The following is a 15,165-nucleotide window of genomic DNA, read 5'->3' on the forward strand; positions in this document are numbered from 1 at the left end:
TGCCGCACCCGTGGGTGCGACTGGGGGCGGTCGCAGCGCTGGCGGCCGGAGTGACCTACGGGGGTTTCGTCGGCCCGGCGCGGTCGCAGCAGCGGCAGCACGAGGCGGAGGTCGCCCAGTACCGGGAGCATCCGGAGCTGCTCTACCTGGGTGTCGCGCCGTACGGCATGGAGCTCTCCCGTGCCGAAGCCGGCCCCGCCTACTTCACAGTCGAACACCGCCCCGTGCGGCCTGACGAACTCGCGTACGCAGACCTCACGTTGCGCCCGCCACTCACGCCGCCTCCCCGATGCCCCGATGCCCCGGCGAAGGGCGAGACCCGCATCCAGGTTGTCTCATCCATCGCCGGAGGAAGCACCCTGTGTGATCGTGGCGTCGGCTCATGGGGCGGCGTCATCTACCATCAGCTGTCGGGTCATTGGCGGTGTGCGCCGCGGTGGTCGGCGACTGGTGGGCATACATCACCGCCGCGCCGCTGATCGCCGAGGCCATGGCTTGGCCACGGCGCCGCCCGCGGTCCTACCGCCCACCACGTCGCCCTCATTCACCGGGATGTTGGGACGCCAGGTCACCGCAGCCGCAGCCGCAGCCGCAGCCGGCTCCCCGAGCCCCAAGCGCCAACCCATGCCAGGCCCAGGCACTCTCGATACTCGGGTTCTGGCTCGACTTCCGTGGTCCGTGCACGCTGAGTGACTGCTGGCGAGGCCCTGGCTGTCTGCCCGGGTCATCCTCATCTCGTGATCTTCACGGTAGGCGGGACGGTGATGGTGCACAGTCGCTTGGTGGCCCGGGTGAGGGCGACGTACAGGTCGCGCTCGCCCCCAGGGCGGGCGGCGGTGATCCCGTCCGGGTCGACCACGACGGCGGCGTCGAACTCCAAGCCGCGCGCCTGTGAGGCCGGCACCAGCCGGGCATGCTCCTCGATCCCCGCAGCCGTGAGCTGCTCCATCCTGCCATCGGCGCAGATCACCCCGACCAACTCGCCCCGGTGCGCGGCGCCCTGCTCGCGCAGCTCCCGCACGAGGGTGGCGACGAGCGATGCAGGGGCCGCGGTGAGGGTTCGAGGCACCTCGCCACGCCTGATCGACCGGATCGGTGGCCGGCCCGGGGCGATCCGGGCGAGCAGGTTCCCGGTGGTGGCGAGGATCTCCTGGGTGGTCCGGTAGCTGACGGTCAGGGTGCGCAGGTCGAAGCGGCGTCCGAGGTGCGGGCCGAGTGCCTCCTTCCAGTCCCTGGCCACCGTCACAGGGCCTGCCTGGGCGAAATCTCCGACCAGTGTCATCGACCTGCCCGGGCAACGGCGCACGATCATTCGCCACTGCATGGCGGTGAGCTCTTGTGCCTCGTCGACGACGACATGCCCGAAGGCCTGCTCAGGCGGGCCGTCGACCAGGCTGGCCGCCTCGTCGAGCAGCGGCACATCGGCGTCCGTCCAGGGAGCACCGGGCGTTCGCCGCAGCAGGGCCCGCTGGTCGTCGGTGAACTGCCGCAGGTACGCGGCAAGCACGTCTGGATCCGCCAGCAGGGCGCGGACCACGTCGCCGGGCGTGAGCCTCGGCCACAGGTCCTCGACGGCCTGATCGAGCAAGGCATCGTCCAGGAGGTCGGCGCGCACGGCATCGGCGTCGAATTCGTCGGCACCAGTGACGGGCGCGTCGTCAAGGCCGAGGCGGCGCAGGTCCGCTGCCGCAGCCCTGTCGAGGTCGAGACCGGTCAGTTGCGCAACCTCGGCGTCGATACGTTCGAGCGCCTCGGCGCCACTGCGGGCAAGCTCACGGACGAGGGCGTCGACCAGCAGCTCCTTGAACAGCCGGCGCGCCCGGTTGTGCGCGAGACCACTGGTCTGTGCCGCCTCCCGCGCCTGGGCGACGTCCCTGTCCTGCAGACGAATCCACTCCTGCCCGACCCGGACGTCGAAGTCGCCGCTTGGGACTTGCCGTGAGCGGACCACAGCGGCCAGCGCGTCGGCCAGCGCGGCATTCCCCTTCAGGCGGGCCACTTCGAAGGGGTCCGTGGCGCCCGGTACGACGCCGGCCAGTTCCTCGCACGTCGCCAGGACGACGTCGTTCTCCCCGAGCGAAGGCAGGACTTGGCTGATGTAGTCGAGGAACCGCGCGTTCGGCCCCAGTACGAGCACGCCGCGCTCGGCTGCCTTCGGGAACGCGTACAGCACATACGCGGCGCGGTGCAGAGCCACCACCGTCTTTCCGGTGCCCGGACCACCCTGCACGACCGTTACCCCGCGGTGCGGGGACCGGACGATCGCGTCCTGCTCGGCCTGGAGCGTGGCAACCGCCGCACCCATCCGCCCCGTGCGCCGTTCCTGGAGCGCCGCGGTCAACGGGCCGTCGCCGATCACGTCCTGTCGGGTGGGTGCGGAGCCGTCGAGCAGCTCATCGCTCACTCCCACCACCGTGCGACCCGCCAGACGCAGGTGGCGGCGCCGCCGCAGCCCCATGGGATGGACCGGCGTCGCCTCATAGAAGGGCCGCGCGGCCTCGGCCCGCCAATCCACCAGCAGTGGCAGCTCGTCCGAGTCCCTGTGCAGCCCCAGCCGCCCGATCCGCAGGACGGTACCGTCCGCCAGGTCGATCCGGCCGAAGACCAACCCGTCCTCGGCCCCCTCCAGCCGACGAATCTCCCGCGCCAGCTGCCCGGCCGCCACCTCCCTCTCGTACGCCTCGCCCGCGCCGTCGGGCGGCGACGCGAGCACGCGCGCCAGCTGCTCCCGCGCCCCGGCCAGCCGCTCGTCGAACAGCTCGCCTATGACGGAAACCTGAACTTGCTCAAGTTCCACCTCGCGCGCGGCAACATCGTTGATCTGAGACAAGAAAAGGCCCTCTCGGCTCAACCCACCAGTATTTCGAGGCGCCACTATGCAGATGGAATCCGGGAAAGTAAATATTGACCAAAGCAGGTGGAATGTGTCCTCCGATGCACCACCGCGCCCGTTCATGGTCCGTAGCCGCCGTTTCGCGCTTCCATGCCAAGCGCCTTGCGGTCGGCCGAACTACACGGTGAGGCGGTGGAAGGCTCCTGCTCTGCGGGGCGCGCTTCACCGGCCACCCGCCTCACGGCTTCCGGGCCGTCGCTGAGACGGGAGCTGACCCGACGAAGACGAAACGTGTCGGCACTGGGTGCGGGGCACCGTGCCTGACCGACTGTCACGGCTGCGCGACGCCAGCCAGCATCGGTTCCACCGACGGTCGCAAGGCCATGGTCAGGTCTACGGCGGCGGCGCCCTACCCCCGACTTGAACGGCCCCGCTCACGGGTTACCCAACAGGGCCGCCCAAGATGAGCTCCCTCGCCGTAACGTACGTGTCGGCTGCTACGTCACTTCGGGCCGTAGTACAGCCGCAGGAATTCCTCCATCGCCGCGTCGACGCCCGCGCGGTCTCCGGTGGCGAGGAGATCCAGCAGGAGACCACGGACGGTGGCCAGTCCCAGCCTGGCACGGTTACGGGCCACGGCGGGGTCCGACCCCGCGCCCACCTCGGCGGCCACGAGCGGCTCCAGCCAGTCCGTCACCAACCCCTCGAGGACCGGGGCGGCCTCGGGGCGGCCCCGCAGCGCGTGCCCGCAGATCTCGAAGAAGAGCCGCTCCTGACCGGCCAGCCGGGGATCCGTCAGCTGCTGCCACAGTCGCCGGGCGACATCCGCGGGCGAGAGACCAGGCTCCAGTTGGAGCTGAGACATCAGATCGCGCTGGCGCTGCTCCGACGTGCGGACGATCTCGACGAACAGCTGTTCCTTGGACCCGAAGTAATGGATCAGCATGCGGTGACTGACACCGATCGCAGCGCCCAGGCGGCGCAGGCTCAGATCCGCGATGCCGTGCGCCGCGACGTGGTCGACAGCTGCGTCCACCAGTTGAGCGCGCCGGCCCGGGTCCGGGCCGTGCCCGTCCTGACCCTCGGGGTGCGAGACGTCCTTATTCACCACACCACGACTGTACCAATTGGTACATGCCGCATGTACCGTGTGGTACATGAAGTCTGTCACCGTGTCGATCGACGTACCGCAGACGCCCGAGCAGGTCTACGACTTCCTCGATGTCATGGCTCACCACGAGCGATTCACCAACCACTACCTGACCAACTGGCGCTACAGCGGCCCTGGCCGGGGCATCGGATCGCGCGCCACCGTCACCGCCGCGCTGGGCGGCACCAAGACCGACGTCACCATCGAGGTCGTCGAGGCCGAGGCGCCGGGACGCATCGTCGAACGCAACGTCAGCGCGGCCGGTCGGCGCCAGGCCCACGGCACTTACACCATCGAACCGCTGCGCAGCGGCGGCAGCCACGTCTCGTTCACGTACACGTGGGTGCGCGCCCCTCTGGCCGACCGGCTGCTGGCCCCCGTCGTGCGGGCCACGATGCGCCGCGCCAACCACACGGTCATGCGACGCCTGGCCACCGAACTGGCTCACCACTTCTCCGCCGCTGACTGACTCCTGACGGCGGTGCACACCCGCCCCCGATGCCCCTCTCGGCGACGGGCCTAGTACCACATCACGGACCGCACCGTTGCGCCATGCGGCACCTGCGGAGTGTCACGGTAGACATCTACCAGCTCTGGGATCACACCGCTGGTGTCGAGCCCCTCGATCCACGCAGCGCAGGCGCTCTCAGGTAGGCGACACCCTCCAGGACCCCGACAGCGTCGTCCGGGTCCATCCGCTCGTCCTCGCAGCCGTCGACGAACCAGAGGACATCAACGAGAGCCTCCGCCAGAGCGCGGGTCAGCGACGGGTCCACGGGCATCGGAACGGTCTCCCGCCTGGTGGCCTACGAAGCGCGGTCGTCCCACCACATGCCACTGACACTTCGGTCGATGAGGCAGCACTCGGCGGCCGGTCCGCACGCCGGCGGCCTCGCGTGTACGGCGCGATCCGGGCTGCGGTCTCGTCTGCCCGGAGCGTCACCATGCCGCGCAGTAGCTCCTCGCCTTCCGCGGACTGGGTCACGCACGAGGGCCCCCGGCAAGGCGAATTCCAGGGGCCCTCGTCCATGCGGCTGCAAGCCGTCCGCGGTCACCACACCGAGGCGACCGGCGACTCCACGTCTCCGTAATAGCCGTAGTGGCCGTTGATGGTGGCCCAGAAGCCCACCCGCACGACGTATGCCCCGCTGCCAGGGTTGTAGTTCTGACCGCCGTCGCTGATCCAGATGGCGTCGTTGGTGCCGGGCCCGTACCACGTGCCCATGCAGCCGTAGTCATGCACATAGGACCAGCCGCCGAAGCCGTCCGACTTCCACAGTTGCGCACACGGGAAGACGGCCGGGTGGGCGGAGCCGCTGCCGGGGTCGAGCGTGACGGCGATGCGGGCGTAGAAGCCACTGCCGTTGTTGCCCCACTGGTCCTCGATGCAGGAGTCGAGGTGAATACCGTGGCCGGCGTCGGCGAAGCTGCCGGTTCTCTCGGAGCGGCAGCCCCAGTTGCTGGTCGCCGCCGAAACGTTGCTCGTGCCTGCCACGACGCCGCCAAGCGCCAATGCCCCCACCACGGCAGCGCGTACCAGCCGGCTGATCTTTTTCACAGAATCTCCCAATTCCCCCTGGAACAGGCCGCCTTGTGGTGGCCGCTGGCAATCTTCCGTGGTCATCCTCTGTGCCACAAGGGTGGCTTCCGGCCTGACTTCCCACGCTTGCAGGGGACCTCGCCGGTCGCATGCTCCTCGCGTCCTGGCCGTGGAGGCCGGAGAAGATGTCAAGGCGGCGCGGCTCGAACCCAAGGCGCATCGGTTGTCAGGCCTGCTGTCGGCCAGTGGTCGGCTTCGCGGAGGGCGACGGTGGCGTTGCCGGCGGCATGCCGCCACCGCCAGAGTGCTCCGAGCGGGACTTCGGCCGCTTCATGCCCCACCACCCGCTCCCCGACGGCGACTTCCTCTGGCCCACCGGCGGTGGTCGACGCCTCTCCATGACGCAATCTGGCGCGGCTCAGCCCGGTTGTCGCCGAAAGGCTGATCAGCCGGCAAGGGCCTACGTCAGCCCTCATCCGCACGGGACAGGGCATCGGCGATCATGCGAGTGGCGAATTCACGGTCGTCGGTGATGCGGTTTATGTGTTCCGCGAGCAGGAAGGCGGTGGCTTCCAAGGGATTCATCTCGTCCTTGGTCCAGTAGCCGTACTGCTTGCGCCAAAGACCGGGGCTCAGGCCGGTGCCGGCGGCTACGACCAAGCCGGCCATGGTGGGGATGGTCTCGGGACGGATGCTCTTGGGCATCATGCGCAACGTGGCCACGAGGTTGGGCACCACGCACTCGATGACGTCCTTGTCGTGGTCCTCGTATGCCATCCGCAACCACTGCATGAACATGTAGATGAGCGTGCAGGCGCCGTCCAGCATGTCATCCACCTCATCGGGGCCCAGGGACGCCGCGAACTGCCCGGTCAGCTGCTGCTGTTCGGCGTCGGTCTCGGTCTCGGTCCTGTCAGCGTGGATGGCTCTGAGCCGAGAGTCGACCATCATGAGCGCTGCGCCCACATCGCCGACGGGAGCATGCTCGGGGTCGCAGGGCGATGACACAGGGTTCCTCCTCAGTCACCGTGGGCAGCCCGGTGTATCCGTACGGTAGCCCACCCGTGCTGGGGCGCGTCCACCGATCCCGGCAAGCCGGTACTGCGCCGCCCGCCGATGCGCGGACGATGCGATTCGTGCGACGCCACACCCCCTCGCAAATGCGCTCGGCAGCACGCAGACCCACAAGGCACAGTGACCCCATGGATGAACGAGGGCTGGACCGCGACGGAACGATCGCACGCGAAGGCGCACTGGAGCGAGTGCCGGCAGCGTTCGTCTCCGTCGTCGATGCCGCCCGCGCTCAGATCACCGAAACCTTCGGCACAACGCGCCTGCACAGCGCCTACCTCTACGGCAGCGTCCCCCGCGGCACCGCCACTCCCAAAGTCTCCGACCTCGACCTCCAGCTCGCCCTGCACCAGGAGCCCACCGAAGCCGACCGCGCCGACGCCGCAGCAATCGAGGTCGTACTAGACGGAGCATTCCCGCAGATCGACGGCGTCTGCATCCTGCTGACCAGCACGCGGGTCCTGCTCAGCGACGCCGAACGCCACGACGGCGGATTCTTCATCGCCTGCCTCTGCACCCCGCTGCTGGGCTCCGACCTCGCAGAACAACTCCCCCGGTACCGCCCCACGTCCCTCCTCGCCCGGGAGACCAACGGCGACCTCGCCCGCATGCTGCCACACTGGCGTGCCAAGGCAGCCCAAGCCACCACGGACGCCGATCGCCGCACCCTCGGCCGTCTCGTCGGCCGTCGCATCGTCCGCACAGCATTCACCCTGGTCATGCCCCGATGGGGCGGCTGGACCAGCGACCTCGACCAGTCCGCCGAGCTCTTCGGCCGCTACTACCCCGAGCGGGCCGAGCAGATGCGTCTCGCCGCCGCGATCGGCCGCACACCCACACCCGACCAGGCGGTGCTCGGCATGCTCATCAACGACCTCGGCCCCTGGCTCGCAGCCGAATACACGGCCGTGCACGGCGAGAAAGCCCCGCGGCCGTGACGAGGCGTCAGCCCGTCGATCCTGACCCCACGCCTGTCCGGCGACGCACACACCGAGCTGACGCCCAGGAACCGACGGACCTTCGGCCTCATCACCACCCGGCTACCGGCCATGGGGAGATCGGCAGGTCCCAGAAGGTACGAGCCGTGCACCCACGTCGACCGGCAGCCAGAGCCCCGACACCCGGCTCCCGCGTATTAGAGCGACGCGGTCGTCCCCTCCCCGGACGCGCTGCCCGCGAGCCACTGGTCCCATCCCAGGTTGAAGTCGGCGTAGCCGTTGTCGGCCGGGGCCTTGGCACGGGGCGAGCCGGTGATGGTGACGGGGTCGCCCTGCTTGACCTGGCCGTAGAACCACTTGGCGTCCGACAGGGACAGGTGGACGCAGCCGTGCGAGCCGCGGGCGCTGCCGCTGCCCGGATTGGGGTCGCCGGTCGAGTAGTGCACGTACGTGCCGGACTGGGTCAGGTGGATGTCCCAGGGCAGCGTCAGGTCGTAGTAGTTGGGGCTGCCCTTGTCGCAGCTGATGCCGACGCTGCAGGAGGTCATGTGGACCTTCTCCTCCTTGTCGATCACCGCCATCGTGCCGTTCCACGTCGGATACTGAGCGCTGCCCGCATTGATCGACAGGGTGCGCACGAGCTGCCCGTTCCGGGTCACCTTCATGGTGTGGCCGGTCACCGAGACGTCCGCGCGTACGTCGTCGCCGATGGTGAAGGTGTGGGTGTAGCTGCGTATGCCGTAGCGTCCGTTGCCGTTGCTGACGCCGTTCATGTCGGCGTCGATCCTCACCTTCGTGCCGGAGGGCCAGTACGTCTTCGGCCTCCAGTCGACGCGCTTGTCGCCCATCCAGTGCCAGGCGCCGGCCACCGGCTGCGAAGCACTCACCTTCATGTGCTTCTCCACCGCGGCCCGTGCCTTCGCCGCCACCGGGTTCGTGAAGACCACCGAGATCGGCATGGCCACGCCGACCGTGGTTCCCGTCTGAGGGGTGATCGTGTCCAGCAGCATCGGCGGACCCGCCGGCTTGGTCGGTGACGGAGAGGCACTCGCACTCGCCTTGCCCGGCGCCTTGGCGTCGTCCCCGCCCGCCTTGTCACTGCCGCCCCCGCCGCAGGCACTCGCGCCCACCAGCATCGCCCCGGTGACGAGTGCGATCCCTATGCCGCTCTTGCGCCGTCCCACGACCTGCCCCGTTCTCTCGCTCTTCGGCCCCTGTCGGCCCCGACTTCCTGTCAGACAGCAAGGGTGCGGCATGCAGTTGCGTGCGTCATGTAAAACGTGTCCCAAATCTCGGCGCGCGCCGCCGGTCGGGGACACGAGGACACGACATCGTCGCCTGCCGCCTTTCCTCCTTTCAGAGCACGTCAGGGAGACAAGGGGATTGGGCCGCACCTCTGCGGTCCGGCAGTCGGTGGTACCGGCCGGCATGCGGAGCAACACTTCGAACAAAGGTCTTCCATCTGCAGGACTTCACGCGATGACGGCCGTGGACTCCGCGGGGGAACCGGCCCCGCTGCGCCGACGATGGAAGGACGCGCCGCAGCCACCGCCATCTCGGACCTCACATCGAACTCGCCGCCGTTGACCAGGACTTCGAGGTCGTCGAGTACCGAGGGACAGGCACGCGGGGCTCGATCTCAACGAGGCCACGGCTCACGGGCGAATGTCTCGTGGTCGCGCAGCACTCGCACTCGGTCCGCGTAGCGAATCAGCGCCCACAGTCCATACCGTCACGCCAGGACACGGCACCTGCCGGTCGGTCGCAGACAGCATCGCGGACAGTGGCCGCCGGCTCGACGACGCGGGCGGACTCCTCCGGCTCCACAGCGACCCAGCGCGACTCACCCAGCGGCCGCGGTGTTCCGCCGCCGCGCGGCGAGCGGCACGCAGGCAGCGACGATCGCGCCCAGGATCAGGATCACCGAAGGGAGCGCGGCCCAGGCCCTCGCCTGCTTCAGCAGCACGGCGGAGGAGGCCGCACCCGCGATGAGGCCGACGAACCGCAGCGGCACCCAGACCCCGGGACGGCCGGTGCCAATTCCCTTCACGATGTAGGTGGCGAGCGTGCCGGTCAGGTAGGTGGTCGGCGCGGCGGCCTCTCCGGCGGCAACCATGCACGCGGCCTGCACGCCCATGGCGAGCGCGGCCCCGAACTGCATGACGTCCCGAGCCGCCTCGCCCGGTGTGCCGCCGGTCAGGCCCCAGGCCAGCGCACCCGCCGCCAGCAGGGCCGCCTCGGCGCCGAGAAAGAACATGACGTGCCGGGGCCAGTGGGTCGCCGGCGCCGCGGAGCCTCGCGTGTACCAGGCGACGACCGCTGTGCCCACACCGAACCCGGACAGTGCCAGCAACGCCGCGCTGACATCGACGGCCTTGCCCCGGCCGAGGGCCATACCGAGCAACGCGAGATTGCTGGTCATGACTCCCGCGAAGACCCGGTCGAGCCCGAGGAAGGACACGGATTCGACAGCGCCGGACGCCGCCACCAGCAGCACCACGGCGATGCACAGAGAGCGTCCCGGGAGGACTTTCGACTGCACCTGCTGCTCCACGGCTTCCCCCGGGGGGCTCGTCACTCAGAGTGTGTCATCGTAACCCTGGGGTGAAGCACGTACTTGCCCTGGATGCCCGCCGAGTCGCGGACCGCCGCGTCGAAGCCGGAGCCCTGCGATTCGCTCCGCCGTGTGTGCCGTTGGCGGGGCCGCGTGCGGTGCGGCACGGCGGCGGGGCCGGTTCCCGGGGCTCGCGCCTCCGGGAACCGGCCCCGCCGCCGTCAGTGCCTGCCGTCTCTCACTGGCCGAAGCCGTAGGCGAACAGATGGTCGGTGCCTGTCGAGCCCGTCACCGGCAGGGTGATCGACGCCACCTGCTTGGACGCGTCGAGCGGGACCTTTGTGGCGAAGACGTAGGTCTTCACGCCGTCCCGGCCCCCGCTGCCGGTGTTCCGGTAGCCGGTCGTGACGGCCGTGGTGTCACCCGGGAGCGGCTTGCTCGAACCGGCGTTGAGCGTCCAGTCGGAGAATCCGACCGTCGCCTTCGAGGTGGTGCCGTCGGTGTAGGTGACGCTCAGCGTGCCCGACACCCCACTGCCGTCGGTCGGTGCGTTGGCCGCCGTACCCAGCAGGCCCAGCGACGCGCCCGACGTGCCGGCCGGCATCGGGATGGTCTGGCCGGCCATTTCCAGATTGTCCAGCTGACCGGACGTCACCGTCGGCCAGGTGTAGGCGATGCCGTCGACCGTGACGGTGGAGCCGCTGGTGACGCCGGCCGCCGACAGCGCGTTCTGCGAGAAGGCCCAGCCGCCGCTGTCGAAGCCGCCCGAGAAGCTCGTGCCGTCGGGGTAGATGCCTTCGTTGGTGTCGTACGGCCACAGCTCGCCGGCCTTGGCCACGGCCACGCGGAGGGCCGCCCCGCTCAGTGCCGACCCGGTGCTTTGGTCGGTCAGCGCGAAGGTGACCGGGAACGTTCCTTCGCCCGCGCCCGCTGTCACATGGACCTTCGTCTCGGCGCGGCCCGAGGCGGGCACCTTGACCGAGCCGGACGTGGTGTCGAGGGTGACGCCGGAGGGCGCCGTCGCCTTCCAGTCGACGGTGACGTCCTTGCTGCCGAGGTTGGTGAGGTCGAGCGTGGCGTCGCCGGACGCGCCCGGCTGGAGCACGAGGCCGTCGCTGGAGGGGCCGGTCGCGGCCAGGACCCGGTCGCCGCCGGTGGTGTCCGACGGCGGCACCGCCGACGGGTCGGACGCCCAGGACTTGTTCGGCTGGGTGCCGAGGGCGAAGTCGACCGTGCCCGCGCCCTTGAACTGCTGGTACGTCAGCCAGGAGGTGTTCCACTCCTTGCCCTTGACGTCGAGGGACTGCACGTACGGGGCATCAGGTGCCGCCTGCGGCGCGTTGATCTGCACCGTCTTGCCGCCTGCGAAGGTCACCTTGGCCACCGGGAACGTCGGGCTGCCGAGCGCCAGGGTGTCCGTGCCCGGAGTCTCGGGGTACATGCCCAGCTCGGACCAGACGTACCAGGAGCTCATCGCGCCGAGGTCGTCGTTGCCGAACGAGCCGACCGGAGCGTTGAAGTACAGCTTCTGCTGCGCCGCGCGGACGGCCGCCTGGGTCTTCCACGGCTGGCCCGTGTAGTCGTACTCCCAGGGGATTTCCACACTGGGCTCGTTGCTCAGGTTGGCGTTGGTGTTGCCGGGGTCGGTGATGTTGTCGAGGAGGCTGTCCAGGAAGGACGAGTACGCCTTGTCACCGCCGCGCGCCTGGATGAGCTGCTGCAGGTTGAACGGGACCATCGGCGTGTACTGGGCCGACGTGCCTTCCACGAAGCCGTTGGAGGTGCCGGGGGTGAAACCGCCCGCGAACTGGCCGTTCTTGTTCTTCGCCTGCATGTAGCCGGTCTGCGGGTTGAAGACGTTCATCCAGTCCTGGGCGCGGGTGGCGAACTTCGTGTAGACGTCCGTCTTCCCCAGCGACTTCGCGAAGGCGGCGAGGGCGTAGTCGGCGGAGTCGTACTCCAGCTGCGTGGAGACCGGGCCGTAGAAGTTGCAGCAGCCGTAGTCGTTCTCGTCCAGCGGCAGGTAGCCCTTGGCGTCCCGCACCGACTCGCCGGGGCGGTCGTTGTTCGGGACGGTGGCCTCGTGCTGCAGGGCGGCGAGCGCCTTGTCCGTGTCGAAGCTCCGCGCGCCGAAGGCGTACGCGTCGGTGATGATGCCGGCGGCCGGGTCACCGACCATGACGTAGCTCTCGCCGTTGTTCGACGCCCACTTGGGCAGCAGGCCCGTCTGGTCGTAGCCGTTGAGCATCGAGGTGACGACGTCACTGGTGACCTTCGGCTCGACCATCGCCATCAGCTGGGTCTGGGAGCGGTACGTGTCCCAGCCCGAGTAGTTGGCGTACTGGGCCTGCTGGCCGCTGGCCAGCTTGTGGATCTGGTTGTCCATGCCCATGTACTGGCCGTTGGCGTCCGAGAAGACGTTGGGGTGCAGCAGTGCGTGGTAGAGCGCGGTGTAGAACTGCACCTGCTGGTCCGAGGTGCCGCCGCCGATCTGGATCTTGTTCAGCACCGCGTTCCAGGCGTCGTGGTTCGCCTGCTCGACGGCGTCGAAGTTCCAGTTCTTGATCTCGGTGGCGAGGTTGTCGGCCGCGTTGGCGTCACTCGTGTAGGAGATGCCGGCCTTCGCTCGCACCGTCGGGTTCGCGGAGGTGTCGAAGGTCAGGTACATGCCGTTCGCGCCCGTCGTGGGGGGCTCGGCGGACGTGCTCGCGGCGGTCTTGCCAGCTGCCGACGTCCGGGGCGCCGCGCTGCCGCTCGGGGCCGGGGACGGCGTGCCGGACGACTTCCCCGCGCTCCCGTGCACGGTCGGGGACGGGGCCGCGGGAACGGTGAAGTGCCTTTCCTTCAGCGGCTTCGACGGGTGCGCCTGCAGGCTCTGCCGGGCCTTGCCCGCTTCGAGCGACGTCGCGCCGGGGTTGATGGTGCTCCCGACCCAGGTGCCGCTGGTGGCGAACGGCTGGTCGAACTTGATGTCGAAGTGCAGCGTGTAGCGGTTGTCCGCACCGCAGAAGTGACCGCTGTCGATCGAGCCTCTGATCTCCTGCTTGTTCACCACCTGGACGCGGGTGCCGTCCACCTGTGTGGCTCCGCCGCTGAGCTTGAACAGCAGGTTCGCCTGCTTGCCCGCGGGGAAGGTGAAGGTGCCCAGGCCCGCTCGGGTGGTGTCGGTCAGCTGGGTCGTGACCCCGCCCGCGTCGGTGACCTTGTAGTTCCCGATGCCGGTGTGCTCGTCGTCGTGGCTGAACCCGACGGATGCGTTGCCGAGGTCGCCCGACAGGGTGCCGGTCACCGGCAGGACGGGGAGGTCGCCCGCTACGCCGCAGCCGGGACCCGAGACGTGGGTGAGGCTGAAGCCGGACAGTTTGCCGTCGTTGTACTCGTAGCCGCCGCCGGAGGGGCGGTCGGGCGTCGTGTCGGGACCCCACTGCACCATGCCGGCCGGCATGTCGGGGCCGGGGAAGGTGTCCACCTCGCCTGAAGTGCCGATGAGGGGGTTGACGAGGGACGCGGGGTCCTTCACCAGGGGCGGTGTCGCGGCGCTCGCGGCATGGGCGTCGCCAATCGCCGGGAGCGGGAGCGCGGCGATTCCCAGGACGCAGATCACGGCCAGGCGTTGACGGAGTCTTTTTCGGTTACGTGGCGCAGCTGAACGTCGGGGTCGGACCATCGGTTGCCTCCGCAGCGGTTCGTGCTTCGCACAGGTGCTGACGTGCCGAAGGACAGGCATGTCGTGGCAGGCAACGTTGTCAGGCCGTCTCGGAGGGCGGCCTGACAACGTTGCCATGCACGAGTGTCGAGTGAAACGCGTGGGCTCACGGGATGTCAACGAGGTCAACGCAGCTTTCTGTGCGCGAAGTTCGCAACCGGATGGCCTCGGTACCACGCCGTCGTTGTCGGCACGCGGTCCCGGACCCCCGGTGGATCCGGGGGCCGGCCACGGCCGGAGGTCACGCGGGCCCCCGGCGGTCGAGGGAACGGGCCCGCTCGCGCTTGACCGGACCGGCCAGGAACCGAGCCGAACCTTCACGCAGTTGCGCACCCTCAGCGCAATACCCCATCCTCACCGTCGCTCACGACGTGCACCAGCAAGGACACAGGCGAGCGCCATGCCCCGCCTTCGGGCCGCCGCCTCATGACCGGCGGCCCGCCGAGGCGGCGCGGCAACGGCGAAGCGGCTTCCGCCCCCACCCCGTCGACGCGGTCGACGGGTCGACCCGGGTGGCACTTCGAGGCGCTGCACACGGCTGATCCCCCCACGGTCGGCATCGTCGAGGAGTTGGCGATGTCGACGACGACGCAAGGGCAGCTTCCTCCCCGGCAACGCCCCCTGCATCGCAAAAGCGACCGGCAACGACACCGGGCGCGTCTGGGTCGCGCCGCGCTGTGGGTCGCCTTCGAACCCGGCCCTGGCAGTGCATGGGGCTCCGACGCAGCAGGTTCCCAGCACATCCTTGCCCGGATGTGCTGGGAACCGGCCATCAGGTGGTGCGTTACGCGGCGGTGATGCAGGTCTTGATGGCGTACACCGGAGACCAGTCGCCGTTCGGAGTGTGGTAGAAGGCGTTGGGGGTCGTGTAGATCACTGATCCGCTGGATCCGTACATGTACACGCGGCGGTGCTGGGTCTGGTTGTTGCTCCAGGAACCGCCGGTCAGCAGATAGGAGCTGGTGTCGGTCTTGGTGCAGGAGTAGAAGTCGTACCGGTGGCCGGTGTACGACGCTCCTGTGTAGGCGCAGAAGTTCGCGTACGGGCAGGAATCCGAGGCCGCCGGTGCGAAGGTGGTCCTCAGATCCCTGGCGTACTTCTCGCCCGGGACGGCCACGGTGACGTCTCCACCGCGGAAAGCGATGGTGTTCGGACCGGTCTGCCGGCCGTGCGTCCGGACGATCAGCTTGTCGACCGTACGCTGCAGGGCGTGAGCTTGCCGGGCGGTGAGCCCCGCCCGCTCCGCCTGAGCGGCATAGGAGTTGCCGACTGCTCCGGCAGGACTGGCTTGCACGCTGAAGGCCAGGGCGAGGATGCTCACCACCGCCATGAGCAGCAGTCTCGGTTTGGCAGAGCCCAGGGTCACAGGTCAC

Annotated in this window: 10 protein-coding genes; 2 read left to right on the forward strand and 8 right to left on the reverse strand. The window is 69.2% G+C overall.

Features of this window, described 5'->3' with window-relative positions; all coding sequences use genetic code 11:
• Window positions 1–730: 730 nt before the first annotated feature.
• Both LMU33_RS05255 and LMU33_RS05260 read right to left on the reverse strand, forming a co-directional pair.
• Complete coding sequence (locus LMU33_RS05255) at window positions 731–2,830, reverse strand: HelD family protein (protein ID WP_228618343.1); 2,100 nt, start codon at window positions 2,828–2,830, stop codon at window positions 731–733.
• A 505-nt stretch (window positions 2,831–3,335) separates the two neighbouring features.
• Window positions 3,336–3,944, reverse strand: coding sequence for a TetR/AcrR family transcriptional regulator (locus LMU33_RS05260; protein ID WP_228617773.1), 609 nt, complete (start codon window positions 3,942–3,944; stop codon window positions 3,336–3,338).
• Between the two features lie 46 nt (window positions 3,945–3,990).
• On the opposite strand from LMU33_RS05260, the gene LMU33_RS05265 reads away from it, so the two are divergent.
• Window positions 3,991–4,452 (forward strand): SRPBCC family protein, encoded by a 462-nt coding sequence (locus LMU33_RS05265; protein ID WP_228617774.1) that lies wholly within the window; start codon window positions 3,991–3,993, stop codon window positions 4,450–4,452.
• 582 nt (window positions 4,453–5,034) lie between these two features.
• Here the strand turns inward: LMU33_RS05265 and LMU33_RS05270 are convergent.
• Together LMU33_RS05270 and LMU33_RS05275 are read right to left on the reverse strand one after the other, a co-directional pair.
• On the reverse strand, window positions 5,035–5,607 hold the full coding sequence (locus LMU33_RS05270; RefSeq protein ID WP_228617776.1) for a hypothetical protein: 573 nt from the start codon (window positions 5,605–5,607) through the stop codon (window positions 5,035–5,037).
• Between the two features lie 381 nt (window positions 5,608–5,988).
• Window positions 5,989–6,531, reverse strand: a complete 543-nt coding sequence (locus LMU33_RS05275) for a hypothetical protein (protein WP_228617778.1) — start codon at window positions 6,529–6,531, stop codon at window positions 5,989–5,991.
• A 194-nt stretch (window positions 6,532–6,725) separates the two neighbouring features.
• On the opposite strand from LMU33_RS05275, the gene LMU33_RS05280 reads away from it, so the two are divergent.
• Window positions 6,726–7,532, forward strand: a complete 807-nt coding sequence (locus LMU33_RS05280) for a nucleotidyltransferase domain-containing protein (RefSeq protein ID WP_228617779.1) — start codon at window positions 6,726–6,728, stop codon at window positions 7,530–7,532.
• 197 nt (window positions 7,533–7,729) lie between these two features.
• On the opposite strand, the gene LMU33_RS05285 is transcribed toward LMU33_RS05280, so the two are convergent.
• The 4 genes from LMU33_RS05285 to LMU33_RS05300 form a co-directional block, all read right to left on the reverse strand.
• Window positions 7,730–8,668, reverse strand: coding sequence for a L,D-transpeptidase (locus tag LMU33_RS05285; protein WP_228618345.1), 939 nt, complete (start codon window positions 8,666–8,668; stop codon window positions 7,730–7,732).
• Window positions 8,669–9,375: 707 nt separating this feature from the next.
• A complete protein-coding gene (locus tag LMU33_RS05290) occupies window positions 9,376–10,110 on the reverse strand; it encodes a DUF1275 family protein (protein ID WP_228617780.1) in 735 nt (244 codons plus the stop codon).
• A 214-nt stretch (window positions 10,111–10,324) separates the two neighbouring features.
• Complete coding sequence (locus LMU33_RS05295; protein WP_228617782.1) at window positions 10,325–13,690, reverse strand: GH92 family glycosyl hydrolase; 3,366 nt, start codon at window positions 13,688–13,690, stop codon at window positions 10,325–10,327.
• Window positions 13,691–14,576: 886 nt separating this feature from the next.
• On the reverse strand, window positions 14,577–15,158 hold the full coding sequence (locus LMU33_RS05300; protein ID WP_228617784.1) for a peptidase inhibitor family I36 protein: 582 nt from the start codon (window positions 15,156–15,158) through the stop codon (window positions 14,577–14,579).
• Window positions 15,159–15,165: the final 7 nt, after the last annotated feature.

Source organism: Streptomyces barringtoniae, assembly GCF_020819595.1.
Classification (GTDB): domain Bacteria; phylum Actinomycetota; class Actinomycetes; order Streptomycetales; family Streptomycetaceae; genus Streptomyces; species Streptomyces barringtoniae.

Bases quoted from the DNA above. Each gene is read 5' to 3' on its own strand.
- LMU33_RS05265 (WP_228617774.1), top strand. From the start codon at position 3,991: ATGAAGTCTGTCACCGTGTCGATCGACGTACCGCAGACGCCCGAGCAG.
- LMU33_RS05270 (WP_228617776.1), bottom strand. From the start codon at position 5,607: ATGACCACGGAAGATTGCCAGCGGCCACCACAAGGCGGCCTGTTCCAG.
- LMU33_RS05280 (WP_228617779.1), top strand. From the start codon at position 6,726: ATGGATGAACGAGGGCTGGACCGCGACGGAACGATCGCACGCGAAGGC.
- LMU33_RS05285 (WP_228618345.1), bottom strand. From the start codon at position 8,668: ATGCTGGTGGGCGCGAGTGCCTGCGGCGGGGGCGGCAGTGACAAGGCG.